The organism is Eggerthella sinensis, assembly GCF_003339815.1.
In the GTDB taxonomy this organism is placed as follows: domain Bacteria; phylum Actinomycetota; class Coriobacteriia; order Coriobacteriales; family Eggerthellaceae; genus Eggerthella; species Eggerthella sinensis.
In genome coordinates this window covers 1-23,847 of the sequence record NZ_PPTT01000019.1, presented here as the reverse complement: position 1 = coordinate 23,847, position 23,847 = coordinate 1, and the positions used below count along the sequence as shown (strand labels likewise).

At 62.8% G+C, this 23,847-nt stretch carries 19 protein-coding genes; 12 read left to right on the top strand and 7 right to left on the bottom strand.

Annotation, left to right across the window (positions count from 1 at the left end):
• Positions 1-116 precede the first annotated feature (116 nt).
• From C1876_RS11140 to leuB, 5 genes are all read left to right on the top strand, one after another.
• On the top strand, positions 117-1,022 hold the full coding sequence (locus C1876_RS11140) for a peptidoglycan-binding domain-containing protein (RefSeq protein WP_114546809.1): 906 nt from the start codon (positions 117-119) through the stop codon (positions 1,020-1,022).
• 145 nt (positions 1,023-1,167) lie between these two features.
• Positions 1,168-1,683: a spore coat protein SP96 gene (locus tag C1876_RS11135; RefSeq protein WP_114546808.1), complete on the top strand. Its 516-nt coding sequence runs from the start codon at positions 1,168-1,170 to the stop codon at positions 1,681-1,683.
• A gap of 149 nt (positions 1,684-1,832) precedes the next feature.
• Entirely contained in the window at positions 1,833-3,101 is a 1,269-nt protein-coding gene (gene leuC, locus C1876_RS11130; protein WP_114546807.1) for a 3-isopropylmalate dehydratase large subunit, read from the top strand.
• Positions 3,102-3,114: 13 nt separating this feature from the next.
• Positions 3,115-3,612 (top strand): 3-isopropylmalate dehydratase small subunit, encoded by a 498-nt coding sequence (locus C1876_RS11125; protein ID WP_114546806.1) that lies wholly within the window; start codon positions 3,115-3,117, stop codon positions 3,610-3,612.
• A gap of 2 nt (positions 3,613-3,614) precedes the next feature.
• Positions 3,615-4,724, top strand: a complete 1,110-nt coding sequence (leuB, locus tag C1876_RS11120; protein ID WP_114546805.1) for a 3-isopropylmalate dehydrogenase — start codon at positions 3,615-3,617, stop codon at positions 4,722-4,724.
• Positions 4,725-4,783: 59 nt separating this feature from the next.
• On the opposite strand, the gene C1876_RS11115 is transcribed toward leuB, so the two are convergent.
• Positions 4,784-6,301 carry a helix-turn-helix transcriptional regulator gene (locus tag C1876_RS11115; RefSeq protein WP_158544679.1) on the bottom strand — a complete coding sequence of 506 codons (1,518 nt, stop codon included), beginning with the start codon at positions 6,299-6,301 and terminating at the stop codon, positions 4,784-4,786.
• A gap of 274 nt (positions 6,302-6,575) precedes the next feature.
• Here C1876_RS11115 and C1876_RS11110 point away from each other — a divergent pair, with 274 nt between their 5' ends.
• On the top strand, positions 6,576-8,348 hold the full coding sequence (locus C1876_RS11110; protein ID WP_114546803.1) for an FAD-binding protein: 1,773 nt from the start codon (positions 6,576-6,578) through the stop codon (positions 8,346-8,348).
• Positions 8,349-8,466: 118 nt separating this feature from the next.
• Here the strand turns inward: C1876_RS11110 and C1876_RS11105 are convergent, their stop codons facing one another.
• The gene (locus tag C1876_RS11105) at positions 8,467-10,218 is read right to left on the bottom strand and encodes an FAD-binding protein (RefSeq protein WP_114546802.1); all 1,752 of its coding nucleotides are present in this window, start codon (positions 10,216-10,218) and stop codon (positions 8,467-8,469) included.
• Positions 10,219-10,402: 184 nt separating this feature from the next.
• Here C1876_RS11105 and C1876_RS11100 point away from each other — a divergent pair, with 184 nt between their 5' ends.
• Positions 10,403-11,911 (top strand): response regulator transcription factor, encoded by a 1,509-nt coding sequence (locus tag C1876_RS11100; protein WP_244910125.1) that lies wholly within the window; start codon positions 10,403-10,405, stop codon positions 11,909-11,911.
• A 60-nt stretch (positions 11,912-11,971) separates the two neighbouring features.
• Here the strand turns inward: C1876_RS11100 and hypB are convergent, their stop codons facing one another.
• The 5 genes from hypB to C1876_RS11075 all read right to left on the bottom strand — a co-directional run bounded on the left by hypB (position 11,972) and on the right by C1876_RS11075 (position 17,503).
• Entirely contained in the window at positions 11,972-12,667 is a 696-nt protein-coding gene (hypB, locus tag C1876_RS11095) for a hydrogenase nickel incorporation protein HypB (RefSeq protein WP_114546800.1), read from the bottom strand.
• Between the two features lie 25 nt (positions 12,668-12,692).
• Positions 12,693-13,100, bottom strand: coding sequence for a hydrogenase maturation nickel metallochaperone HypA/HybF (locus C1876_RS17635; protein ID WP_244910124.1), 408 nt, complete (start codon positions 13,098-13,100; stop codon positions 12,693-12,695).
• A gap of 44 nt (positions 13,101-13,144) precedes the next feature.
• Positions 13,145-14,563, bottom strand: coding sequence for a 4Fe-4S binding protein (locus tag C1876_RS11085; protein ID WP_114546799.1), 1,419 nt, complete (start codon positions 14,561-14,563; stop codon positions 13,145-13,147).
• A 117-nt stretch (positions 14,564-14,680) separates the two neighbouring features.
• A complete protein-coding gene (locus tag C1876_RS11080) occupies positions 14,681-15,265 on the bottom strand; it encodes a TetR/AcrR family transcriptional regulator C-terminal domain-containing protein (RefSeq protein ID WP_114546798.1) in 585 nt (194 codons plus the stop codon).
• Between the two features lie 66 nt (positions 15,266-15,331).
• On the bottom strand, positions 15,332-17,503 hold the full coding sequence (locus C1876_RS11075; protein ID WP_114546797.1) for a penicillin-binding protein: 2,172 nt from the start codon (positions 17,501-17,503) through the stop codon (positions 15,332-15,334).
• Positions 17,504-17,664: 161 nt separating this feature from the next.
• On the opposite strand from C1876_RS11075, the gene C1876_RS11070 reads away from it, so the two are divergent.
• From C1876_RS11070 to C1876_RS11050, 5 genes are all read left to right on the top strand, one after another.
• Positions 17,665-20,145 carry a U32 family peptidase gene (locus C1876_RS11070; protein ID WP_114546796.1) on the top strand — a complete coding sequence of 827 codons (2,481 nt, stop codon included), beginning with the start codon at positions 17,665-17,667 and terminating at the stop codon, positions 20,143-20,145.
• 73 nt (positions 20,146-20,218) lie between these two features.
• Complete coding sequence (gene tyrS, locus C1876_RS11065) at positions 20,219-21,430, top strand: tyrosine--tRNA ligase (RefSeq protein WP_114546795.1); 1,212 nt, start codon at positions 20,219-20,221, stop codon at positions 21,428-21,430.
• Between the two features lie 160 nt (positions 21,431-21,590).
• Positions 21,591-22,055 (top strand): hypothetical protein, encoded by a 465-nt coding sequence (locus C1876_RS11060; RefSeq protein ID WP_114546794.1) that lies wholly within the window; start codon positions 21,591-21,593, stop codon positions 22,053-22,055.
• A 48-nt stretch (positions 22,056-22,103) separates the two neighbouring features.
• A complete protein-coding gene (locus C1876_RS11055) occupies positions 22,104-22,565 on the top strand; it encodes an RNA polymerase sigma factor (protein WP_244910112.1) in 462 nt (153 codons plus the stop codon).
• Positions 22,562-23,404, top strand: a complete 843-nt coding sequence (locus C1876_RS11050; RefSeq protein ID WP_114546792.1) for an anti-sigma-I factor RsgI family protein — start codon at positions 22,562-22,564, stop codon at positions 23,402-23,404. Before C1876_RS11055 ends, C1876_RS11050 begins: the two co-directional genes overlap by 4 nt.
• Positions 23,405-23,847: the final 443 nt, after the last annotated feature.

The window sequence follows — 23,847 nt, the reverse complement described above, 5'->3', positions numbered from 1 at the left end:
CGCGTGCGACAACCGTAACCTTCTGCTGTGACGAGCGCCGCCGGTTTCGGCGGCGCTCTGTTCCTCTTGTGGAACCTCGCGCCGATACCTGCGTCTGCCTGCATGAATAGGGTACTATGACGCTCATGGAAACCATTAAGCGACATGACACCGGTCCCGCCGTCGAAGACGTTCAGCAGCGTCTCGTCGTCATCGGGCTGCTCGATCCCGCCGACGTCGACGGGGAGTTCGGCGACACCACGGCCGAGGCCGTGCAGGCCTTCTGCGGCAACGCGGGCCTGCCCCTTTCCGACGAAGTGACCGAGAAGGTATGGGCGGCGCTCGTCGACGCCTCCTTCACGTTGGGCGACCGCACGCTGTATCTGCGCATGCCGCACTTCCATGGCCACGACGTGCTCGAGCTGCAGCACGCGCTGGGCGCGCTCGGTTTCGCCTGCGGTGCAACCGACGGCATCTTCGGTGCCTTCACCGAGCTCGGTCTGCGCAAGTTCCAGCTCAACCTCGGTCTGCCGTCCGACGGCATCGCCGGCGCGTACACGTACGCCGCCATCCGCAACCTCCACCATTCGTGGGAGGGGAAGGAGGCGGTGCACGGAACGAGCCACCTCGGGTTCGCCCGCGCCGCCGACGTGCTCGAGCGCAACGCGCTCTGCCTCTTCGGCACGCAGGACTTCACGCGCAGCGTCGCCTCGCGCATGTCGAACCTCGCGCTTGCCACGAACCCTGCCTCCAAAATCATGAGCGCCGATTCGCTGTTGGTGGCTCCCGACGAGTCCATGCTGCTCGTGCATATCGTTCTGCCGGGCGAGCTCACGGTCACCACCGTGCCGCGCGTCAGCTTCGAGGACGAGGAAACGCTGTCGCTGCGCCTCGAAACGGCCATCGGCGTTGCCGATGCCGTCAACCCCTCGCGTATCGCCGTCGAACTGCCCAGCACGGTGTGGGAAGACGCCGGTGCCGGCCGTTCGGCCCAGCACTTCGCCATCACCCTGCTCGACGCCCTCTGCACCGCGTTGTCGTAGGCTCCGGTTCTCCCTGTCGGCACTGCGCCTACACCATCTGGTGTATTCTCGTGTCGGTTCGATGACGGATGCGCGAAGGATACTGATTTCCGCAGGTGAGGGCTCTATACTGCTGCAAACACCAATCGATGGAAAGCAGGTTATCATGGCTGACGATATGAACAACAACACCAACCAGCCCGCGCCGCAGCAGCCCGATGCTGCCCCGCAGCCTCCCGCGACGCCGCAGCCCTCCACCGAGCCGCTGCCGCAGCAGCAGCCCCCGATGGGCCAGCAGGTGCCGCCTGCGCAGCCCGAGCCGCAGCCGCAACCTCAGCCGCAGCCGCAGCCGATGTACAACGCGCCCCAGCCCCAGCCGCAGGCGTTTTACCCGCCCGCGCCGCTCATGCAGCTCACCGGCGGCATGAAGTTCGCCTGGCTCGTGGTGGGCGCCCTCTTGGGCATCCCGGGCATCATCATCGCCTGGCTCGTGAACGTCGACAAGATGCCGCAGGTGAAGAGCGACGCGCTCAAATTCTCCATCATCGGCTTCGTCATCTGGGTCGTGCTCGGATTCTTGCTGGGCCTGCTCATCACCGGCGCAATCTCGGCAGCGGTGTACGGCATGATGGGCTCCATGGACATGGGCTCGTACGGATACGGCTACCACGGCTCCTGGTAAGCGAAAAATCTGTAAATCGCTTCACATTGGAAGAGCCCTCCGGGGCTCTTCCTTTTGCGTGCTAAAGCGAGTGGTACAATTGTGAGCGATTTCCAGGGTCCGTGCGGGGAAGCGCGGGCACCAGAGACCCACCGCACAAAGGAGCACACATGCCACGTCCCATGACCATGGCGGAGAAAATTCTCGCCGCCCATGCGGGGCTCGACGAAGTAGAGCCGGGTCAGCTGATCGAATGCGATCTCGACCTCGTGCTGTCCAACGACGTCACCGCCCCCATCGCCGTCAAAGAGTTCCGCAAGATCGGCGTCGAGAAGGTGTTCGATCCCACGAAGATCGCTCTCGTCCCCGACCACTACGTCCCCAACAAGGACATCAAAAGCGCCGAGCAGGCCAAGATCGTGCGCGATTTCGCGCGCGAACAGGGTATCAACCACTACTACGAAGTGGGCTGCATGGGCGTCGAGCACGCGCTGCTGCCCGAACAGGGCGTCGTCGGCGCGGGCGACCTCATCATCGGCGCCGACAGCCACACCTGCACGTACGGCGCGCTCGGCGCGTTCGCCACGGGCGTGGGCTCTACCGATGCCGGCGTGGGCTACGCCACCGGCAAGGCATGGTTCAAGGTGCCCGAGTCGCTGCTGTTCAAGATCGAGGGCGAGCTTGCCCCCGGCGTCACCGGCAAGGACGTCATCCTGCACATCATCGGCATGATCGGCGTCGACGGCGCGCTGTACCAGGCCATGGAGTTCACCGGCAGCGCCATCCGGAACATGGGCATGGACGAGCGCATGAGCATCTCGAACATGGCCATCGAAGCGGGCGGCAAGGCCGGCCTCATCGAGGTCGACGACGTGACGCGCGCCTACATGGACGGTCGCACCGAGCGCCCCTACACCGAGTACCACTCCGATCCGGACGCGACGTACGCGAAGATCTACGAGATCGACGCGGCATCCATCGTGCCCACCGTGTCGTTCCCGCACCTGCCGTCGAACACGCGTCCGGCCGCCGAAGCGCGCGACATCAAAATCGACCAGGCCGTCATCGGCTCCTGCACGAACGGCCGCATCGTCGACATGCGCCAGGCCGCCGACGTGCTGCGCGGCCGCACCGTGCACCCCGATGTGCGCTGCATCGTCATCCCGGCCACGCAGGCGGTATACCGTCAGTGCATGGAGGAGGGCCTCATGGACGTGTTCCTCGACGCGAACTGCGCCGTGTCCACGCCCACCTGCGGTCCCTGCCTGGGCGGCTACATGGGCATCCTCGCCGCGGGCGAGCGCGCCATCGCCACCACGAACCGCAACTTCGTCGGCCGCATGGGCGATCCGACGAGCGAGGTCTACCTGTCCTCGCCGGCCGTCGCCGCGGCAAGCGCCGTGCTCGGCCACATCGGCTTGCCGGAAGATTTGGACTAGGGGAGGAGCGACCATGCAATTCAAAGGAACCGCGCACCGCTACGGGCGCGACATCGACACCGACGTCATCATCCCGGCCCGCTATCTGACCACGTCCGATCCGGCTGAGCTGGCGAAGCACTGCCTGGAAGACCTCGACACGTCGTTCATCGAACGCGTGCAGCCGGGCGACATCATCGTGGCCGACGAGAACTTCGGCTGCGGCTCGTCGCGCGAGCACGCGCCCATCGCCATCAAGGCGGCGGGGGTCGACGTCGTCATCGCCAAGAGCTTCGCGCGCATCTTCTACCGCAACTCCATCAACACGGGCCTCGCCATCATGGAATGCCCCGAAGCGGTGGACGCCATCTCCCAGGGCGACGTGGTGTCGGTGGACGCCGACGCGGGCAAGATCGTGGACGAAACGACGGGCCAGACCTTCGAGGCTCAGCCGTTCCCCCCGTTCATCCGCGAGATCATAGAAGCCGGCGGCCTCATCAACCGCACGCGCCAGAAACTTGGCAAGGAGTAGCCATGTCCCAAACCTACAACATCTGCCTCCTGCCCGGCGACGGCATCGGCCCCGAGATCATCGCCGAGGGCGTGAAGGTGCTGAACGCCGTGGGCGCGAAGTACGACACGACGTTCTCCTACACCGAGGCGCTCATCGGCGGCTGCGCCATCGATGAGACGGGCTCGGCGCTGCCGGACGAGACGCTCGCGGTTGCGAACGCGTCCGACGCCGTGCTGCTCGCCGCCGTCGGCGGCCCGAAGTGGGATACCACCGACCCCGCGAAGCCGCGCCCCGAGCAGGGCCTGCTCGGCATCCGCAAGGCGCTCGGCCTCTACACGAACCTGCGCCCCGTCCAGATCTTCAACGCGCTGGCCGACGCCTCCACGCTCAAGCCCGAAATCGTCGACGGCGTCGACATGATGATCGTGCGCGAGCTCACGGGCGGTTTGTACTTCGGCCGTCGCGAGCGCTTCTACGACGAGGAGGGCTGCGGCTCAGGCGGCGCAGCCGGCCAGCGCGCCTACGACACGCTTGAGTACCGCGAGTACGAGGTGGAGCGCATCGCCCGTCAGGCGTTCGAAGCCGCGCGCAAGCGCCGCAACAAGGTGACCAGCGTCGACAAGGCGAACGTGCTCGAAACCAGCCGCATGTGGCGCGAGATCGTGCATCGCATCGGCGAGACCGAATACCCCGACGTGGAGCTCGAGGACCTGCTCGTGGACAACACCGCCATGCAGCTCATCAGCCGCCCTGTCGACTTCGACGTCGTGGTGACCGAGAACATGTTCGGCGATATCCTCTCCGACGAGGCCGCCCAGATCACGGGCTCCCTCGGCATGCTGGCCAGCGCCAGCCTCGGCGACGGCACGGCGCTCTACGAGCCCAGCCACGGCAGCGCGCCCGACATCGCGGGGAAGGGCATCGCGAACCCGCTCGCGCAAATCCTGTCCGTCGAGATGATGCTGCGCTACAGCTTCGACCTGCAGGACGCCGCCGACGACATCCGCCGCGCGGTGACCGCCGTCCTCGACGAAGGTTGGCGCACCGGCGACATCAGACAAGCCGCAACCCCCGCCGACAAGCTCGTAGGCACCATCCAAATGGGCGACCTCGTGGTAGCGCACCTGTAAGCGGCGAGAACTCGAAACACTCAAACGAAGCATGAGAGCGGCCCCAGCAGGGGCCGCTCTCATGCTTGATGCTCCAATAGGTCGATGAGTTCCATGCGCGAAGAGACGCCCGTTTTCTTGTAGATGCTCTTCAAATGGCTGCGTACCGTGCTGTCGGAGATGAACAGCGTTTTCGCGATGTACGGCGAGTTGTATCCGCGCCCCAGGTAGCAAAGCACTTCATACTCTCTTGGCGAAAGCTCAGCCTGGTCGGCAAGCTTGCGACAACGGGAGTTCATGGCTTCTTCGCTCGTCGGTACGGAAGCCCCTGGTTCTTCAAGATGCGCGGCATTGCGCGCGTGCCATAATTGCAGTGCCGGCATGACCAGGAGATAGACGAAGTAGAGCGTCGATAGCACCAACAGCGTTTTGCCGCGAACGAGATAGTCGAATCCCGAGTAGTAGAAGGCGTATCCTGCGAGCCCGGCCAACGAGACCAAGGCAAGCGGTATGCCGAGAATCAGCAAAGGCGAAAACTCCCCCTGCCGGTTCGCCGTCAAAAGGAATGCGACAGCGAACAGTCCCAATAGCGAGCTGAATGCGAACACGCCCGTCGCCCCGATGAGAAATACGAATGATTCCGACGGAAAGCTATCGAGAACGATCAAGATGCCCGCAACTGCTGGAAACAGGACCCAGTACACGAAAGGCATGATGGGCTTGTCCCGTTTCACGAAGCACCCGATGGCGACGATGACAGAGGCGCACAATAACCCGAACGATGCTTCGGACATGAATTGTTGGGCATTGTCGGGCAGGATGTCGAACAGGCTGCGTATGAGCAGGAAATGGCGAGAATTCGAGAGGAGCACGAACAGCATGAGGCCCAGGGTGGATCCTGCCAGCAGCGGTGCCAGGTCTCCGAGCGAAGCTTTCGTGACGAATGCGCCGTCTTTCACGTTGTCGACGGCATGTTCGTCGTACAGGGGAAACGCGAGTGCGTTTTTCAAAGATGCGCGAAGGGGGACGAGAGAGCAAGCGACGAGCATCGCAAGATAAGCGAGCGACGCGATAGTCGGCGGGCAGTGAAGCAGCAGCTGGTTCACCAAAACGGCTGCTGAGCACAGGCCGGCGCCTCCAAGCAGAATCTTCCTGAAGTCGTTCGTTCCGATGCGCAAGCTCCATGCGATGGCGAGCGGCACGAAGCCCATCCCTGACAGCAATCCTGCTGGATAGAGCGCCCAAAGGGGCACGTCGATCCATTGCGCGAGGATGGGAACCAGGTAACCTCCCACGAACGAGATGGTCGCGAGCACGACAAGCGGCGCGTCGAGCCTCCCGCGCAACACGTGTACGGCTCCGAGCACGATCGAGAGCCCCGATCCGAGCACGCACCCTATCATGGCTGCAATCATAAACGTCTCGAACGGTTCCGAAGCATGCAAAGAACTCTCTGCGAAGGTGAGGTTGAGGAAGCAAGGGAGGCTGATCGCGATAAAGGCGACCGAACCCACGATATCGCCGATCCGTTCGAAGCGTGCGGTGCTGACGTCGGCTTCATGAACGCCGCGCGCGCACGAATTGAGATACTCATGCATATCGATCCCTCCCCATCCCCAGGCTTTCATTGTAGCCGACACGCTTGAAATAGGCGTGCATTTCCTACGCCCGGAAGGGAGAAACGGCGAAATCCCCCATTCCGTCCAGGTTGTCATCCTGGTTTCGCGTGACGATCCTTCGATCCGTTGATTCCTTTGCGACTGGAAGGTCGGTATCGTTTCACCTGCGGGAGGCCGGAATGATACTCCCGGAAGGGTCTCGCCTATTGCATGGCGCGGACTTCAACGCACAGTTCGAAAGAGAGGGAATGATATGGGAGAAATTTCCAGGCGTGGATTCCTCAGCGCGGCTGCGGTCGGGGCTGCAACCGTCATGGGAGCGGGGGCGCTTTCAGCGTGCTCGCCCGCATCGGCGACAGACGGGAAAACCAGCGAGGCAAGCGGTTCTGTATCGTCCGGCAACCAGGTCTCTACCTGGCGGCAAGCACCCGACCCCATCACCGACATCGCGGAAACCTATGAGTGCGATGTGCTTGTTATCGGGCTGGGGCACGCGGGCTGCGCGGCCTTTCGCGCGGCGGCTGAGGCTGGTGCAAAGGTGTGCGCTCTGCATGAGGCCAAGGAGGACGCGCTCACGTTCCGCGGCGGCGGGCAAATCGGGCACATCAATTCGGCGTTTCTGGAAGGGCGCGGCGTTCCGAACGTCGATGTCGTCGAATTCATGAACGACTGGCAGGTTCGTTCGAACAACCGCTCGAACCCGGGTCTCGTCATGAATTACGCCAAGAACTGCGGTCCGTGCTTCGATTGGTTGTTCCCCAACCTCACCGACGAGCAGAAGGAGAGCATCGAGATTCGCAGTTTCATCGAAGGGGCCCCCTTCAAAAAGGAGCTTTCCGGTGTGAAAACGTGGGTGGGCACGGCCATGATGGGCGACTACATCAACGACGCTCTCATGAACTGCATCGAGGCGGGCATCGATGCAGGCGGCAAGGTGTATTACGGCACGAAGGCTTGCCAACTGGTAACCGATGACCAGGGGGCCGTCACGGGGGCGGTTGGCGAAGGGCCAGACGGTTATGTGCGGGTCAACGCTGCCAAGGGCGTTATCGTCACCACGGGAGGTTTCGGCGCTAACGCCGACATGTGCGCCGATCTGCTCTACGAGATCAACGAGCGTATGGGCCCGGACGACGAGATCACCGCGATGATGGATTCCGACGGTACGGGCATCCAAATGGGCTACTGGGCTGGCGGCCGTATCGACCCGTGCATCGGAACGATGGACGGCGCGTACTGGTATCCCACCGATCAGCCGGTTGACCTGCTCGGTGCCACGGCGGCACTTTGGATCAACGCAGACGGTAAACGTTATTCGAACGAAGGGTTCGGTTCGACCGAGCTCCAAGCTATGCCCGGCGCGTGGCAGCCGTCAGGCGAGATCGCAACCGTGTTTGACAGCAACGTCGAAGAGCTGATCAAGGCTCAGCCTTTCGGCCATATGGCCATCGACTATTCTTCGGGGGATTTCAGCGCCATTCACGCCGTTATGGAAAAAGCGTACGCAGGCAAGGAAAAGGGCTCCGCTGACGATGCCGATGCGAAGAAGGACGGTGCGGGCGGCGATGCGAAGACGGCTGACGATATCGTAGGGGCAATGAGCGCGTCGACGGTGTTCGCGGCCGACGACTTCAAAACGCTTGGCACGTACCTCGGTTACACGGGCGCGGCACTTGATTCGTTCGTCGAAACCATCGAGCATTACAACGAGCTTTGCGCGGCGGGAGCCGATACCGATTTCGGAAAAGATCCTTCGCTGATGATCGGCCTCACGCAGCCTCCCTATTACGGTTACAAGGGCACGAAGAAAGTCGGCGTGATAATGGTGACGTGCGGCGGGCTTTTAGTGGACGCCGAAGGGCGGGTGCTCGATGAGAACTACCATCCGGTTTCCGGCCTTTACGCAGCGGGCAATGCCTCGGGCGGTCGCTTCGGTTGGCAGTACTTCACGTCCATTGCCGGCCAGAGTTTGTCCATGGCAGAGACGATGGGCATGCTGACCGGTCGTGCGGCTGCGCAGCAGTAAAGCGATAGTTCCCGCATATACGGCATCCCTCCCACGCCGTTGCGGCAAGCGCCCCGGAACTAAAAGCTCCGGGGCGCAATGCGTTCGCTGTGTCTCCTCGGGCACCTTTCGCGTATGGCTATTTTCCCGCCGCCGCGTTTTCTCCAGCCACCTTGCCGTAGTACATGGCCATGGAGTGGCTTGTACCCGAAAGCTTGAAGGGGTACTTAACAGCGAAACGGTCGCCTTGCGCATTGCCCGATACGTACAGTCCGGGAATGATGGCGCGCTCGGTGCTGATGACGTGCGCTTCCTCATCGGAGCAGAGGCCGCCCATCGTGCAAAGGCACAGGCCCACACCCATACGCTGGGCGTAGAAAGGGCCGTCCTGCACGGGTAGCAGGTACTTCTCCTTCTTGCCGAAATCGTCGTCCACGCCCTTCGCGCACAACTCGTTGTAGCGCTCGACCGATCGCAGGGCTTCTTCGGCATCCATGCCCTCAATTGACTTGAATAGCTCTTCGAGCGTGTCGGCTTTGAAGATGGTGCCGTTGCCCGCTTTTTCGTCGAAATCCGCGAGGGTGAACGCAAACGTGTTGATGAACAGGGGAGTTTGCTCGTCGAGGTGGGAGTCGAAGATCGCGAACGCCTTGCGCTGAGGCTGGCGATCGAACGCGAACTCGCACTCCGTTGCCGCTACGTCCTCGTTTTGAAAACGCTTGCCGTGGTAGTTGAGGCGCAAGAGCGGCCCCGTCAGCCCCATGGAGTCGTTTTGCGAATCAGTGTCGCCGGGGCCACCCATCACGTGCACCATCGGTGCCTGATACTGTGACATGGCTGCATTGGCCCAGTAGCCCATCTTGTACCCGTCGCCCGTGTTCGTGCGGTTGCCCTCGACGTCGATATTCGGCCAAGGATTGCCGTTGCCGTTCTCGACGACGGCGGGGAAGAATACGCTCATCATGTCGGGATTGGACCCGCAGTCGCCGCATGAGAGGATGACGCCGTTTTTCGCATGCACTCTCTTGTACTTGTCGGTATCGGCATTGCGCACGTAGGCGCCCACGCAGGCATCGTCTTGCATGATGAGCTGCTCGGCGAAATGGCCGAAATAAGTGGCGCCGCCGGCATCGATGCCTTTTTGCAGGTTCGCGTTTACCACGTGGGGATGGTCGGTGAACGATAGATTCTCCGGGTAGGCTGCCTGGTTCTCGTTTTCGTAGTCGATGTTCGGGTCGCTCATGGATGCGACGGCAACCGGATGGTTGGGATCGCCCATCATGCCGATTACTTCGCCCGGCTCCGGAAAGTAGAGCTCCTCGTCGCCCGCGCACCACCAGTCGAAAGCATCTGCGCAGTTGTAGGCCCACTTGCGGATGATGGAGTAGTTCGTGATGCTCGAGCATTCCGCGAACTCGTGGTCGATGATCTTTTCCAAATCGAACGTGCCCAAGTTGAACCGTTCGGTCATCGATCCGTTCAGATATGCGTATTGGCTCGACCGTACGCTCGGCTCGCTGCCCTTTTCGAAGCCGACTACCTTTGCTCCCGCTTCAGCGGCGGCTCGGAATGCGGCGACGCCCGACACGCCCAAGCCGATGATGGCCACGTCGACATCGATCTCCTCCTCGATGTCGCTTTCGGCAATCTCGGGAGGGGTTGCGGGCCAAGGGTACCTGATGCCGGATGGACTGACTGCTTGATCGCCCGCACCCGCATCATTGGATGCCGTGTTTGCCGTGGCAGACGCGCTCGACGCAGGAGAACAGCCTCCCAGCATGGCCATGGCGCCTGCCCCGACGGCGGTCATAGCTGCGCTGCCGAGGAACGCTCGACGCGAAAGGCCAGGCCGCTTTCCATTGTTCTCATCAGCGGATGTACGGTTGTTCATGATTCGATTCCCTCCTTGACGTGGCTTGCATCTGGAACGATCGTAGGCCTTGCGATCGTGTGCGGTCGATCACCTCGTTGCGTGATCCCCCTCACCGTTTTGCAGTATTTTGCAGCTACGCCGTCTTGATCAGGCGTGCCGGAGAACCGTGCGGTAAAATGCGAGGAAAGGGGAGGTGAAAGCCATGCAGGAATCTCGTGCGTTCCTTCGCTATCTGAACGCGCAGCCGAAGCTCGTATTACGTCCGTCGTTGCTGTTGCTCGCGCCGTTTCTCGCCTCTATGCCGCTGTATGTGCCGAATGTGCGCATAATGCGTGATCTTATCGGGAGCACATCGGGCGTTGATCCGCTCGTGACGGCGATGGCGGGCGCAAGCTTACTGCTCTCGGCGGCGCTTGCGTTCTTTTCAAGCCGCCGTCCCTCGTGGCCCGGGTTCGGCCATCGGATGCTGGTTGGCGGTGCTGCGGGCTACGTTGTCCTGGAAACGGTTCTCTGGAGCACGCTGTCCTTGGGGTCGTTGCCACCCGTATGGTTCGCATGCATAGGCATGGTATTGGCGGCATGTTCTATGCCCATTGCCATGGCGTGGGTTGCGCGCTACGCGCTTGACGTGCGGAATGTCATGTTCCACGGCGCGTTGGCGTGCGTGGGCGCGGCGCTTCTCGGTTGGGCGCTTTCGCTTCTTCCGGCGCTGCCGGCCGCTTTGCTTGGCGTTGCGTGCGCTGGCGTAGGAGCTGGCGGAGCTTTGCTTCGTTCGGGGCGCGATACCAAAAGCGTGGAAGATTCAATGGTTGCATGCAGGAACGTGGCTGATGCGACAGGCGCGGTGGGTGCGGGGATTGGTGCTGCGGTGGGCAATCTGATGTCGGTGATCTGGTTGCCCCTGGTCGGCTTTCTCATATGTACGTTTACTTCAGCGTCGTGCGAGTTCAGCATCGACGGCGTCACCCTGCGCAGCGAGTTCATCGGCGGGATGGCAGCTTCGATCGTTGCCGTTGCGTTATGTCTCATGCACCGTAAGACTCCGTTCGTGCTCCTTGTGGACAAACTCGTCGTGCCGGGCCTCATTGCCGTGTCGGTTGTGTTGGGGAGTTTTCCTGCCAACAGCATGCCGTTCGTTCTCGGCGCTGCCTACATATTCGTGCCGATGATGTTCTTGTCGCTGTTTGCTCTTGCCTCGCTTGTTGCGATCGCGGCGGCGGGCGAGTTCTCGTTGCCGTTCGTGTTCGGAGCGGCATTCTTCTCAAGCAACCTCGTTACGCTCGTCGGATTGGCGTCCGGAGGCGGGTTGGCTTCATCCGATACGATAGGGCCCGTGCTCTGGGTCGTTATTTGCTGCTATTTCGCCTGCGTTATCGTTCAGCTAGGATATTCGTCATGGCGTGATCTGTGTCGCCCGTATGATGACGACGCCGTCGAACCCGCTCGATCCGCAATCGACCCCGATGCAATTGAGGAATTTCGCCGTCTGCGTATCGAGGTGCTGGCTGACGGGCACGGTTTGACTAACCGCGAACGCGAATTGCTCGATTACCTCAGCCGCGGCTATGGCTCATCGTTCATTGCCAAGAACTTGTTCATTTCGGACAACACGGCACGCACTCATATTCGCAACATCTATCGCAAGCTGGGTGTCGGTTCCCGTGAAGAACTCTTGTCGTTGTTCAATGAGGCGTACGCCTCCGAGACGTGAGTGTCCCGCCACCAAAAAAGCCTCGCAATCAGGCGGGGCTTTTTCTCTCGCGCTCGAAGGTTATGCCAGCGTCGCTTCTCGCTGCGAACGCAACCATGCCGCCAGTTCTTCGATGCCGTCGCCCGTGCGAGCCGAAGTTTCGAAGTACCGGATATCCGGATTGAGGATGCGCGCCTGCGTGCGCAACGCATCCCTGTCGAAGTCCGGATTGAGGGGCAGATAATCGGTTTTGGTGACGATGAGCGCATCCACCGCGGCGAACATGGGCGGGTACTTCATCACCTTGTCCCAGCCCTCCGGCACCGACAGCAGCATCACGCGCAGATGCGCGCCGGTATCGAAATCGGCTGGGCATACCAGGTTGCCGATATTTTCCAAGAACAGGTACTCGTACTGCGCGTCTCCGAATGCGGAAAACGCCTGATGCACCATTCCCATCTCCACGTGGCAGATGCCGCGGGTGTTCAGCTCGACCGATGCGACGCCGGCCTCCTTGATCTTGAGCGCATCCACGTCGGATTCGAGGTCGGCTTCGATGACGGCCACGCTGGGCGCATCGTCTCCCGAGGCTGCGGAATCGGCGCGCAGTTGGGCGATAAGCGCCAGGAGCAACGTCGTCTTGCCTGCTCCGGGCGATGCCATGATGTCTACGAAGAACGTGTTCTCAGCCTTGCGCGCCGCACGGAACGCGTCGGCTTCGGCGTCGTTCCTCGCAAATATGCTTCTGCGCAGTTCGATGATGCGGGTTTCGTCCATCGTATCCTCCCCGTTGTCGTGTCTGTTACGCGGCCCCTCGACCCCGCGCGCCCGGGTCGCACCCCGTTCGGGACGATTCGCTTGCGGAGACCGACGCTTCGATCTTGCTGATATAGAACTCCATGCCTGAATGAAACGTGCAATCGTTTTCCGAGGCGCATAGGGGGCAGGTTTTCGCAGCGTGCCGGATATAGTCGACGTGAAAAGCGAAGCCGCACCGGTTGCATCGCATGGTGTACGGCACGCGATGGATGATGACTTCAGCATCCTCTGCTACGGTTCCGCGTGCGAGGAACCCGAAAAGCCCTTCGAAGTAGTCCTCCACCACGTCGCGGCCCTCGCCGATGACCAGGTACACGGCGGTCACCTTCGAAGCTCCAGCCCGCTCGGCCTCTTCAACGACCGCGTCTACCACGTTGCGTACCAACGACATTTCGTGCACGATGGACTCCTCCTCCCTGCGAATCGCGGCTGCTTCTACAGCGTGGTGTCGGTGAAGTCGACCAGCTGGCCGCGCTGCATGCGGTCTTTTGCGAAATACTTGTTGCACTCCACGTAGTCGGCCGGCAGCTCCGGATAGCTGGGATTCTCGGTCAGGATGCGCGCGTGGGCAGGGCATACGCGCACGCATTGGCCGCAACGCACGCAGGCTTTGTCCATGACGCAGAAGCCATCGTCGCCGAAGGAGATGGACGTCATCGGGCAGATGTTGACGCAGGTCCCGCATTTGGTGCATGCGGAGCTGTCGTACTTGAGCAGGTAGGCATTGTAGTACGTCGAGCACGCGCCCTCGCCGTTGATGCCACGGTACGCCATCAGGTTCCCGCAGCTTTGCGAATGGCAGCAGCAGATGATGTCGGCGTCTTTCGCGCAGATGGATTCCACCACCATACCCTTGTCGATGATGTCCTCGACGATGGAGATGGCCTCGTCTTGCGTAATCTGCTCGCCGATCTCGTTCTCGATGAAGTATTCGGCCATTTCGCCCAGCGACAGGCACGTGCGGTGCGGGTGCTCCTCGGGGTAGGGAACGCCCAGCGCATTCCACATGGTGCGGCACTGGCATGCCGACACGGTGATGGTGCTGTTGCGCTTGATGAGGGCGCGCCAGTCATGGTAGGGCGCCAACTTGTCTCCCTCCACCACGTCGACGCTCACGGGATACGAGCGGAACAGGGGAAACGTGTTGTCGAAGCCGCTTTCCCCATGAGGGTCGACGCCGGTGATTCCCTGCGTGTCGAATTCGGCGACCTTGCCCTCTTCCCGGTGGTACAGCGCGTCCAGCTCGTTGAACTCCCAGAACCCGTTGATGTAGGGCATGAGCACGAACAGTGCCAACCCGCCGCGGCGCACACGCCAGATCAGATTGCGAGCTGCCTGATCTTCAAGGATGGCGGAGGCTTCCTCTTCGGATATTCCTGCTACGGCGGCGTAATCGCCAGCCGAGAAGTATTCGTGCAAGGGCATGGCGAGGTAGTTCTCGGCATCTTCCTCCGACCAGAGGTACTTGATCATGTCCCAGCTGGTGGAGTCGGCGGGAATCGATCCGATGCCGCGACCGATGCGATTGATGCGGTTACGCATACGAACGTACACGGCAGGGATTACCGTGCCGTCGCTGCAGGTCACGTCTTCCGTGATCTCGGCTTCGTCGAGGACCTTCTCCATGAGGTCGTCGCTTCTGAGGACGTCGACCCACTCGCCCGAAGACGCGCTTGCATTCGAAGGATCGGCTTCTTTCGCATCGGCGGAATCGGCGTTGGCCGAACCTCTCGAAGGGGAAGGGCTACAGCCCAGCAAATTGAAGATGGGCATGATGCCCATGGCGCCGACCGCTGCTCCTCTGATGAAGTCGCGGCGGTTCAGGCCCAGTTCTTCCCTCGTGTTTTCATCCATAGGTTCCTCCTCGTTCCCCAGCCCGCTCTCTTGTCGGGTCTTCCTGGGAACGAGTATACGGACGCTTCTATCGAAGGAAAACAGACGATCCTCGGCCTTGTGTCTTGTAGCTTCAGGCTAACTTTCGAATGCGTACGTCGACGTGCCGGAGGCTCGCTTGAGGTGCGCGTCGGGAAGAGGATCGCAGTGAAGGAACGGTGGCTTCGAATCGAAGATGACCTTCGCGATGGCCTCCGGCGACCATGCCATATCGCTCGTGCACCAATCCATGAACAGGTCTACGATACCGTAGAGGTAAGCGTCCAGCTGGTGTTTTTGCATCGAAACCTCGCAAGGCTCCCCCTGAAGCGCTTCGGTGTAGTAGATGCTTTTCAGCCAGGCCAAATGAGTTTCGCGAAAGCAGTTCTGGCCTTCATGGCGCGGTAGCTGCCTGAAGAACGCCCGGTGCTTTTTCACGTAATTGAATATGTCGAGGCAGCCCTGCTCGGTGTAGAATCGCGCGTAATCCTCTTCGAAGTGCGCCATCGAAGCGAAGAATATCAGGTCGTTGATGTCCTTGAAGTGATTGTAGAACGTCTGCTTCGCGGCCCTCGTTGCGCGAAGCACGTCGCTCACGGTGATCTTGTTGATGTCCTTCGTTTCGCATAGCTCGAACAGGGCGTTGGCGAAACGCATCTTCGTGTCTTTGGCTTCCCTGACCATTGGACCCCTCCTCCTTGGCCTGCGTGAAGTATAGCATGCGCGCCAAAAAGGAGGGGTGCGCGTCTGCTACGCTGCCGGCTTCGGCCCGAGCGACACGACGATGACCACCTGGCCGCCCTGCACGCTTTGGCTGATCACCGTGCCCTTCGGCACCGTATCCGAGTATTCCTCGAGGTACCCGGCCTTGTAGCCGTTCAGTATCTCGATGGCCTCGTCGTACGTTCTGCCCACCGCGCTCGGCGCCGCGTTCACGTCCTTGGTTCCGCTGTCGGTGGAATCGTCCTTCTTGGTGTCTTCGACCTTCTTGCCCAGCTTGCTCTTCTGCGCCGTGTTGTACGGGTTGTTGTACGGCGGGTCCTTCACGGTGGGGAAGTTCTCGATCTCCTTGCCGGCGGTCGCCCGATCCATGAAGTCCTTCCACAGCGCGTTCGCGGTGAGCGATGTGTCGGTGGGCACGGCGCCGCTCGGGTCTCCGATCCACGCCGCGCACGACAGACTGGGCGTATAGCCCACCAGCCAGTGGTCGGTGAACAGGCTTGCGGTACCGGTCTTGCCCGCCACCGGCTGTCCGCTGTTCAGCTGGGCTGAGTTCGCCGTGGCGCCGCTCTGCGTGAACACCGTCTGCAGCACCTTTGTCGTCGCCGCGGACACGGCCTCGTCCAGGACGCGCTCGCTCGTGTCGCCCGCTTCGTAGATCACGGTGCCGTCGCGGTCGAGAATCTTCGTGATCACCACGGGGTCGCGCTTCATGCCGCCGCTTGCCAGGGTTGCGTAGGCGCTCGCCATCTCAAGCGGGTTGACGTCGGCCACGCCTTCGGTTGCCGTGTACACGGGGCTCATCTCGGACGTGACGCCCAGGCGCGAGGCCATTTCCGTAGTGGACGACTGCCCGATGGAGTTCGACAGGCGCAGGTAGCCGGTGTTCGACGAGATGGCCGTCGCGCCCTGAATGGTTTGGATGCCGTAGCTGGCGCCGCCGAAGTTCTCGAAGTCCTGCGGTGCGCCGTCCTGTCCCGCCTTCAAAGGGGACGAACAGTCGATGAGCGTCTGCGGCGAAATGCCCTGTTCGATGGCCGCCGCCAGCGTGAACGCCTTGAACGTGGAACCGGCTTGCCGCCCCGTGCCGCCGCTGCCGGTGGCGATGTTCACCTGGCTCTCGCCTTCGCCCGATCCGTAGGGAACGCCACGGGTCATCGCTTTCACCTGGCCGGTTGCCACGTCGATGGCCACGATGGAGGCATCAAGGTTCGCATCCATGTTCGCGCGCTGATTGTCCACGGCCGCGATGGCCTCGTCCTGCAGCGCGGTGTCGAGCGTCGTGTAAATGGTCAGCCCGCCCTTGAACAGGTCGGCGTACGAGCAGCCGTAGGGGTTGTTCTCGTCGAACAGCAGCTCGCGCACGTAGCTCGTGAAGTAGGGGTAGGCGTAGATGCCGTCCGTCGGCGCATCCGGTTCGGGGTCCAGCCCCAGTTCCTCGGCCTGTGCGCTGTCGTGCTCCTCCTGCGTGATGTCGCCGGCCGCCAGCATGCGGTCGAGCACCACGTTGCGGCGGTCGAGGCATGCCTCGGGATACTCCTTCGGGTTGAGGAAGGTGGGCGACTGCGGAATGCCCACGAGCGTGGCCGCCTGTGCCAGCGTCAAATCGATGGCCGCTACCTGGAAGTAGTTTTGCGCCGCCGCCTCGATGCCGTAGCAGCCGTCGCCGTAGTTGATGATGTTCAGGTACTTGACCAGGATGTCGTCTTTGTCGAACCGCTTCTCCAGGTCCATGGCCAGCTGCGCCTCGCGAATCTTGCGCTTGAACGAGATGTCGGTGGCCTCTTCCGACAGCACGGTGTTGCGCACGAGCTGCTGCGTGATAGTGGACGCGCCCTCGAGGTCGCCGCCGCGCAGGTTGTTGAGGGCCGCGCGCGCGATGCCGGGGATGTCCACGCCTGTGTGCTCGTAGAAACGCACGTCCTCGGTGTCCACCGTGCCTTCCAGCACGAAGTGGCTCACCTCGTCGTACGTGACGGGGTAGCGCTTCTCAAGCTGAAATTCCGCCAGCAGGGTGCTTTCGTCGCCGGCGTACATGAGGGATTCGCGGGAGGTGTTCGTGAAGTCGGTGTCCTCGATGCTCGGAAGGTCCTTCGTCCACCCGTCCATCACGTGCAGCACGCCTTGGACGGCCGCATAGCCGACAAAACAGAGGGCGACCATCGTGAAGACGAGGGCCCATTTCACCGCGTGGGTGCGCATTTCGCGCTGTTTTCTCCGATTTTTCATCGTTCGACTATACTACCATAGCGCCGATACCGAATCGTAACGTTCGACCGGAGAAGTCCGGAACTCTTGCTCTCAGGACGCATCTTGTTCCGCAGGTCGCGTGACGCACTACTATATATAGGTAAGGAACTTCCATGCAGCATGCCATCGAACTGCTCGCGCCCGCCGGCAACGCCGCGGCGCTCCGTGCCGCCGTGCGCGGCGGGGCGGATGCCGTCTACCTCGGGCTCGACTCGTTCAACGCCCGCCGCGGCGCCGACAACTTCACGCTCGACACGTTGGCCGACGCCTGCGCCTACGCGCACCTGCGCGGCGTGCGCGTGTACGTGACGTTCAACACCGCCATCCTGCCGTCCGAAGTGACGCGCGCGCTCGAGACCGTGCGTCAAGCGTACCGCGCCGGAGCCGACGCGTTCATCGTGCAGGACATCGGCATCGCATCCGAGATCGCGCGCTCGCTTCCCGAGGCACGCCTGCACATTTCCACGCAGATGAACACCCACAACGCCGCCGGCATCGAAGCGGCCGCGCGCCTCGGCGCCCGCCGCGTCACGCTCGCGCGCGAACTTTCCCTTCCCGAGATCGCGCATCTCGTCGACGTGGCGGACGGGCTCGACATGGAGGTGGAGTCGTTCGCGCACGGCGCCCTGTGCGTGTGCTACTCGGGGCAGTGCTTCATGTCGTCGCTCATCGGCGGCCGTTCGGCGAACCGCGGCATGTGCGCGCAGGCGTGCCGTCTGCCGTACACGCTGCACAACAAGGCGCTGCGCAAGAACCTGCCCGCGCCGGGCGAGCACCTGCTGTCCCCGCAAGACCTGTGCGCTATCGACCTGCTTCCGCAGCTGGTGGAGGCGGGCGTCACCTCGTTCAAAATCGAGGGCCGCATGAAGTCCCCCGAGTACGTGTTCGCCGTCACCAGCACGTATCGCGCCGTGCTCGACCGCATCATCAAGGAGCGCGCCGCATCCGAACAGCCGGAGGGGGCCTCCTCGGTGCAAGCCACCGACGAGGAGCATCAGACGCTCGCCGAGGCGTTCTCGCGCGGCTTCACCACCGCGTATCTGCAGGGCAAGCGCGGCAACGACATCATGAGCTACGGCCGCCCGAACAACCGCGGCGTGTTCGTCGGGCGCGTGCTGTCGGCGAAAAACGGTACCGCCTCCATCGCCGCCGAGCGTCCGCTCGTTGCGGGCGACGTGCTGGAATTCTGGACGAACAAGGGCCACTTCGCCTATACGATCGATGCCGTGTCGCTCGACGCGCAGGGCAACGTGCGCGTTTCCCCCGATCGTCCGGTGGGGAAGGGCGATCGCGTGTTCCGCGTGCGCAGTGCCGAAGCCGCCTTCGAGGACGATCTGTTCGAGCCGCGCGTCGCGGTGACGGGGCGCGCCGTGCTGCGTATCGGCCAGCCGTTGCGGGTTGAATTCTCGCTCGCGGAAAGCGCCGCCTACAGCGAAGCCGCCGCTGCAACGGTGGGCACGGCCGAGGGCGACGTCGTGGAAGCCGCCCGCACGAAGCCCGTCGCCGAAGACGACGTGCGCGCCCACATCGACCGCCTTGGCCAAACGCCGTTCGAGCTCGTGGCGCTCGACGTGGAACTCGACGAGGGCGTGGGCATCGGGTTCTCGCAGCTCCATCGCGTGCGCGCCGCCGCGCTCGACGACCTCAGCGAGCAGCTGCTCGCCCCCACGCGCAACCGCGCGCTCCCGCGCGTGCAGGAGCGCGTGTCGCCGGCACCCGCCCGTCCGCGCGGCGTGCGCATCGCCGCGTGGGCTACGAATCCCGCCTGTGCCCGCGCCGCGAAGCGCGCCGGCGCCGACATCATCTTCGTGCCCGCGCTCAACAACAAGCGCGGCGAAGCCGTCGTGGCCGGCCAGCGCTCGTCGACCGCCGAGCAAGCGGGCTACCCGAAGCAGGCCGTCGTCGCGTTGCCCACCGTCGAGCACGACCCGGTGCCCGGCACGCGCGAGGCGGCGCTCGGCTTCGACGCCTGGCGCTACGTCAAGCCCGGCAAGCCGGTGCTCGTGGAGAACCTGGCCGGCCTCGTGCGCGCCGCCGAGCTCGGGGCCGAGGTCGAGCTCGGCCCGCACGTTCCCGTCACGAACGGGCTGTCGCTTGCCGCCGCCGCCGAGCTCGGCGCGCAGCGCGTATGGCTCTCGCCTGAGCTCACGCTGGGCCAAATCGCCGACATTGCCGAGGACTCCCCGGTTGAGCTGGGCCTCACCATCATCGGTGCGCAGGAGCTCATGGTCACCGAGCACTGCCTGCTCATGAGCCAGGGACCGTGCGACGAAGATTGTGACGCGTGCCCGCGCCGTAAGAGCCCGCACTACCTGCGCGACCGCAAGGAGTACGAGTTCCCGGTCATCACCGACGCCATGGGCCGCAGCCACCTGTTCAACGGCGTGCAGCTCGATGTGGCGCAAACGCTGCCCGACCTCATCCACGCCGGCGTCACCTCGTTCATGGTGGACACCACGCTCATGAACGTCGAGGAGACCACGAAGGCCGTGTCCCGTGCCGTGCGCGCCCGCAACGTCGCCCACGCCGACAACAACGCCATCGCCAAAACCCCCGGCACCACCAGCGGCCACCTCTTCCGCGGCGTCTCGTAGTTCCGCCTTCCCGCGCCCCCTCTTGCCCACTATGGTAGAATCGTGAGCTACGTATACATAGAAAGAGGAGACCATGCTTTCCGCGGAAGAACAACTGCACACCATCGCTTCCGGCGCGGCGCAGATCGTGCCGGAAAGCGCGCTGCTTGAGAAGCTCAAGCGGGGCAAGCCGCTCAACATCAAGCTGGGCGTCGACCCCACGGCCCCCGACATCCACCTCGGCCACGCCGTACCGCTGCGCAAGCTGCGTCAGTTCCAGGATCTCGGCCACGGCGTCACGCTCATCATCGGCGACGGCACCGCGCTCATCGGCGACCCCTCGGGCCGCAACTCCACGCGCCCGCAGCTCACGTCCGAGCAGATCAAGGCGAACGCCCAAACCTACGTCGACCAGGCGTTCAAAATCCTCGATCCCGAGAAGACCACCCTGCGCTACAACTCCGAGTGGCTGCTCTCCCTCAACATGGAGGGCCTGCTGAAGCTGGCCAGCAACTTCACGGTGGCCCGCATCCTCGAGCGCGACGACTTCCACAACCGCTACACGTCGAACCAGTCCATCAGCCTGCACGAATTCCTCTACCCGCTCATGCAGGCCTACGACTCGGTGGTCATCGAAGCCGACGTCGAACTCGGCGGCACCGACCAGCTGTTCAACCTGTTGGCCGGCCGCGAGCTCATGGAGAAGATGGGCATGGAACCGCAGGTGTGCCTCACGCTTCCGCTGCTCGAGGGCACCGACGGCGTGCAGAAGATGTCGAAGAGCTACGGCAACTACATCGGCCTCACCGACGAGCCGGCCGACATGTTCGGCAAGGTCATGTCCATTCCCGACGAGCTCATGGTGAAGTACTACCGCCTCGCCTCGGCGCTGCCGGTCGACGAGATCGACGAAATCGAGCGCGGTCTGGCCGCCGACGAGCTGCATCCCAACAAGGTGAAGCGCGCCCTCGCGCAGAACATCGTGGCCGCGTACTACGACGAGGCGGCGGCGCAGGCGGCCGAGGAGCAGTTCGACCTCGTGTTCAAGCAGCACGCCGTGCCCGACGACATCCCCGAGTTCGCAGCCGACCTCACGCCCAACGACGAAGGCACCGTGTACCTCGCGAAACTGCTGGCCGATGCCGGGATGGCCGCAAGCGCCGGAGAAGCGCGCCGCCTCATCGACGGCGGCGGCGTGAAGGTGAACGGAGACGCGCTGCCCGCGAAGTCCTACAACGTCGATCCCGCTCTGCTTGTCGGAGCAACCGTGCAGGTGGGCAAGCGCAAATTCGTCAAGCTCGTGTAGCTCGATCGCGTATCGTCTCGCACTGACCAGCGGGCGGCCTTCGGGTCGCCCGCTGCGCGTTTCCAGATGCGCATTGCATTATTTGAAAATTCCTGCAAGGATAGGCATGGCTCGTTCGTGTTATAGGTGAAGAACGAACGACAACCAGGAGGATTCAACCATGAAGAAGTACATCATCGTGCTCGTCGCTGCCGTGGCTTTGGTCATGCTTGCCGTGCCCACCATCGCGTTCGCCAACGGCATGCATCAGGCATGGGCGCCCATGGGCGGCGCGGGCTCGCTTGCCCATCATGCGATGCATGCAGCAGGCGAGAGCGATGCGGCTGCCACGGTCGAAGGAGCCATCGCCTCCGTGCGCGGCGCATACGCCGACAACCAGCAGGGATGTCCCGGTTACGCCGACGAAAACGGCGACGGCGTCTGCGACAATTGCACGAACGGCCAGGGCGCCTGCCCCGGCTATGCTGATGCCGACAACGACGGCATCTGCGACACCTACGGCTCGGGCGCTTGCGGCACCGGCCACGGCCACGGTCACGGCTGCGGCAACGGCACCGGTAATGGTGCTGGCTACAGCGCGGCCAACGGCAACGGCGGCGGCCACCACGGTCGCATGCATCGATAGCGCACCGGCCACCACCGCATGCGATCACCCGAAGACATCGAGGGGGCGATGGAGCGCCACGGCGACGCCGTATGGCGCGTCTGCGTGCTCTACTTTCGCTCCCATGTCGATGCTCAAGACGCATTCCAGGATGCGTTTCTCAAGTACGCCCTCGCCGACCAGCAGGAGTTCAACGGCGACGAGCACCGCAAGGCGTGGCTCATCCGCGTGACTACCAATATATGCAAGGACATGCTGAAGGCGGCAGGTCGCCGCGTCATCCCCCTCGAAGCGGCTTCCTGCGCGGAATGCGCCGTGTCGGTTGATCCCGCAACCCAGCCGGCCTCGTTTGCCAGCGAGGTGGTGGATGCCATGCGCTCGCTCGACGATCCGCTGCGCACACCGCTGTACCTCGCGCTCTACGAGGGCTACACCGCTCCCGAAATCGCGCAGATGGTGGAAGCGCCCGTCAACACGGTGTACTCGTGGATCGCGCGCGGTAAAAAGCAGCTGCAGGAGGTGCTGTCATGAACGATCTCGATACGCGCGTGCGTCAAGCCTTCGACTCCGTGACGGTTCCCGACGATGTGAAGCGCAGCGCCCTTACCTATATAGCGTGCGTTGCCGAAGCAACCGAGCAGCAGGCTGCGCCCGCTGCGACCCCGGCGGTCCCAGCCCCTTCGTCCGCGCCCGAACGTACTCCACGTAAGCGCCCGCGCACTCGCTTCGTCTCGCTGCGCCGTGCCGTAGCCGCCGTCGCAGCCTGCCTCGTGCTCGCCGTCGTCGGGTTCGGCGGCTTCGCCTACGCGCAGCCCACCACATACGTGGGCATCGACGTCAATCCGTCCATCGAGCTCGGCGTCAACCGATTCGGCATCGTCGTGCAGGCCGAAGCGTTCAACGACGACGGCCGTGCGCTGCTCGATGCCGTGTCCCTGACCGGTCGCGGGTACGCCGACGCTCTCAAGCTGCTCACCGAGAGCGATGCGTTCTCGCCCTACGCGCAGGCCGATTCGTACGTGGAAATCAGCGTCACGTCCGGCGACGACCGTCAAGCGGAAAACATCCGCCAGCAGAGCGACGCCTGCCTCAGCTCGTTGCCGTGCCGCGGTTCCTGCCACGCCGTGGACGAGGACACGCGCGAAGCCGCTTCGTCGGCCGGCATGGGAGCCGGCCGCTACCGCGCCGCGCTCGAGCTCATGGAGCTCGACCCCAGCGTCACGCTCGAGGAGTGCCAGGGTCTTTCCATGCACGAATTGCGCGATCGCATCGCCGAGCTTTCCCCCGAAGGCTCTTCCGACGAACACGGCCATGGCCACGGTGGGGGACACGGCGGCAAAGGCAACCAGAACGGCATGAACAACCGTTAAGGCGCTCGTATGTGTGGCACTCGTGGAGGGTGCCACACATAGATTCACATTCTATGCCTTACCACCTGGGATTATTCCTTTTGGGGCAAAAAAGATCAAGTATTTGCAAAATTACCCATTGCGTTACACCCACCTTACGAGTAATATACAAAACCCGCGTTTGAGGAAAGCGCGGAACGGTTCTTTGCTAAGAGGAAGTAATTCCCCGAAGCGCGGAGAAGCAAGCTTCTCCCCAAGCTTCCAAGAATTTTGGTAAAAAGTTCTTGACAGTGAAGAAACGAAAGAGTAATATATTTCCTCACGCGCTTGAAACACAACGAAAGCGCGGGGCGCCCGCAGGGGCGCCGCAGAACCTTGAAAACCGGATACTGAGAAGCAAGAATTAACATAGCCAAGCACATGAATCTTGTTGTACGGAAACCCGGCCCGAGGCGAACCCCCCT

Excerpts from the sequence above, each read along its gene's own strand:
- C1876_RS11055 (WP_244910112.1), top strand. The coding sequence starts at position 22,104 with ATGGAGCGCCACGGCGACGCCGTATGGCGCGTCTGCGTGCTCTACTTT.
- hypB (WP_114546800.1), bottom strand. The coding sequence starts at position 12,667 with ATGGACGAAACCCGCATCATCGAACTGCGCAGAAGCATATTTGCGAGG.
- C1876_RS11100 (WP_244910125.1), top strand. The coding sequence starts at position 10,403 with ATGCAGGAATCTCGTGCGTTCCTTCGCTATCTGAACGCGCAGCCGAAG.
- C1876_RS11050 (WP_114546792.1), top strand. The coding sequence starts at position 22,562 with ATGAACGATCTCGATACGCGCGTGCGTCAAGCCTTCGACTCCGTGACG.
- C1876_RS11075 (WP_114546797.1), bottom strand. The coding sequence starts at position 17,503 with ATGCGCACCCACGCGGTGAAATGGGCCCTCGTCTTCACGATGGTCGCC.
- C1876_RS11110 (WP_114546803.1), top strand. The coding sequence starts at position 6,576 with ATGGGAGAAATTTCCAGGCGTGGATTCCTCAGCGCGGCTGCGGTCGGG.
- C1876_RS11085 (WP_114546799.1), bottom strand. The coding sequence starts at position 14,563 with ATGGATGAAAACACGAGGGAAGAACTGGGCCTGAACCGCCGCGACTTC.
- C1876_RS17635 (WP_244910124.1), bottom strand. The coding sequence starts at position 13,100 with ATGTCGTTGGTACGCAACGTGGTAGACGCGGTCGTTGAAGAGGCCGAG.
- C1876_RS11125 (WP_114546806.1), top strand. The coding sequence starts at position 3,115 with ATGCAATTCAAAGGAACCGCGCACCGCTACGGGCGCGACATCGACACC.
- C1876_RS11105 (WP_114546802.1), bottom strand. The coding sequence starts at position 10,218 with ATGAACAACCGTACATCCGCTGATGAGAACAATGGAAAGCGGCCTGGC.
- leuC (WP_114546807.1), top strand. The coding sequence starts at position 1,833 with ATGCCACGTCCCATGACCATGGCGGAGAAAATTCTCGCCGCCCATGCG.
- C1876_RS11140 (WP_114546809.1), top strand. The coding sequence starts at position 117 with ATGACGCTCATGGAAACCATTAAGCGACATGACACCGGTCCCGCCGTC.
- tyrS (WP_114546795.1), top strand. The coding sequence starts at position 20,219 with ATGCTTTCCGCGGAAGAACAACTGCACACCATCGCTTCCGGCGCGGCG.
- leuB (WP_114546805.1), top strand. The coding sequence starts at position 3,615 with ATGTCCCAAACCTACAACATCTGCCTCCTGCCCGGCGACGGCATCGGC.
- C1876_RS11135 (WP_114546808.1), top strand. The coding sequence starts at position 1,168 with ATGGCTGACGATATGAACAACAACACCAACCAGCCCGCGCCGCAGCAG.
- C1876_RS11060 (WP_114546794.1), top strand. The coding sequence starts at position 21,591 with ATGAAGAAGTACATCATCGTGCTCGTCGCTGCCGTGGCTTTGGTCATG.
- C1876_RS11070 (WP_114546796.1), top strand. The coding sequence starts at position 17,665 with ATGCAGCATGCCATCGAACTGCTCGCGCCCGCCGGCAACGCCGCGGCG.
- C1876_RS11115 (WP_158544679.1), bottom strand. The coding sequence starts at position 6,301 with ATGCATGAGTATCTCAATTCGTGCGCGCGCGGCGTTCATGAAGCCGAC.
- C1876_RS11080 (WP_114546798.1), bottom strand. The coding sequence starts at position 15,265 with ATGGTCAGGGAAGCCAAAGACACGAAGATGCGTTTCGCCAACGCCCTG.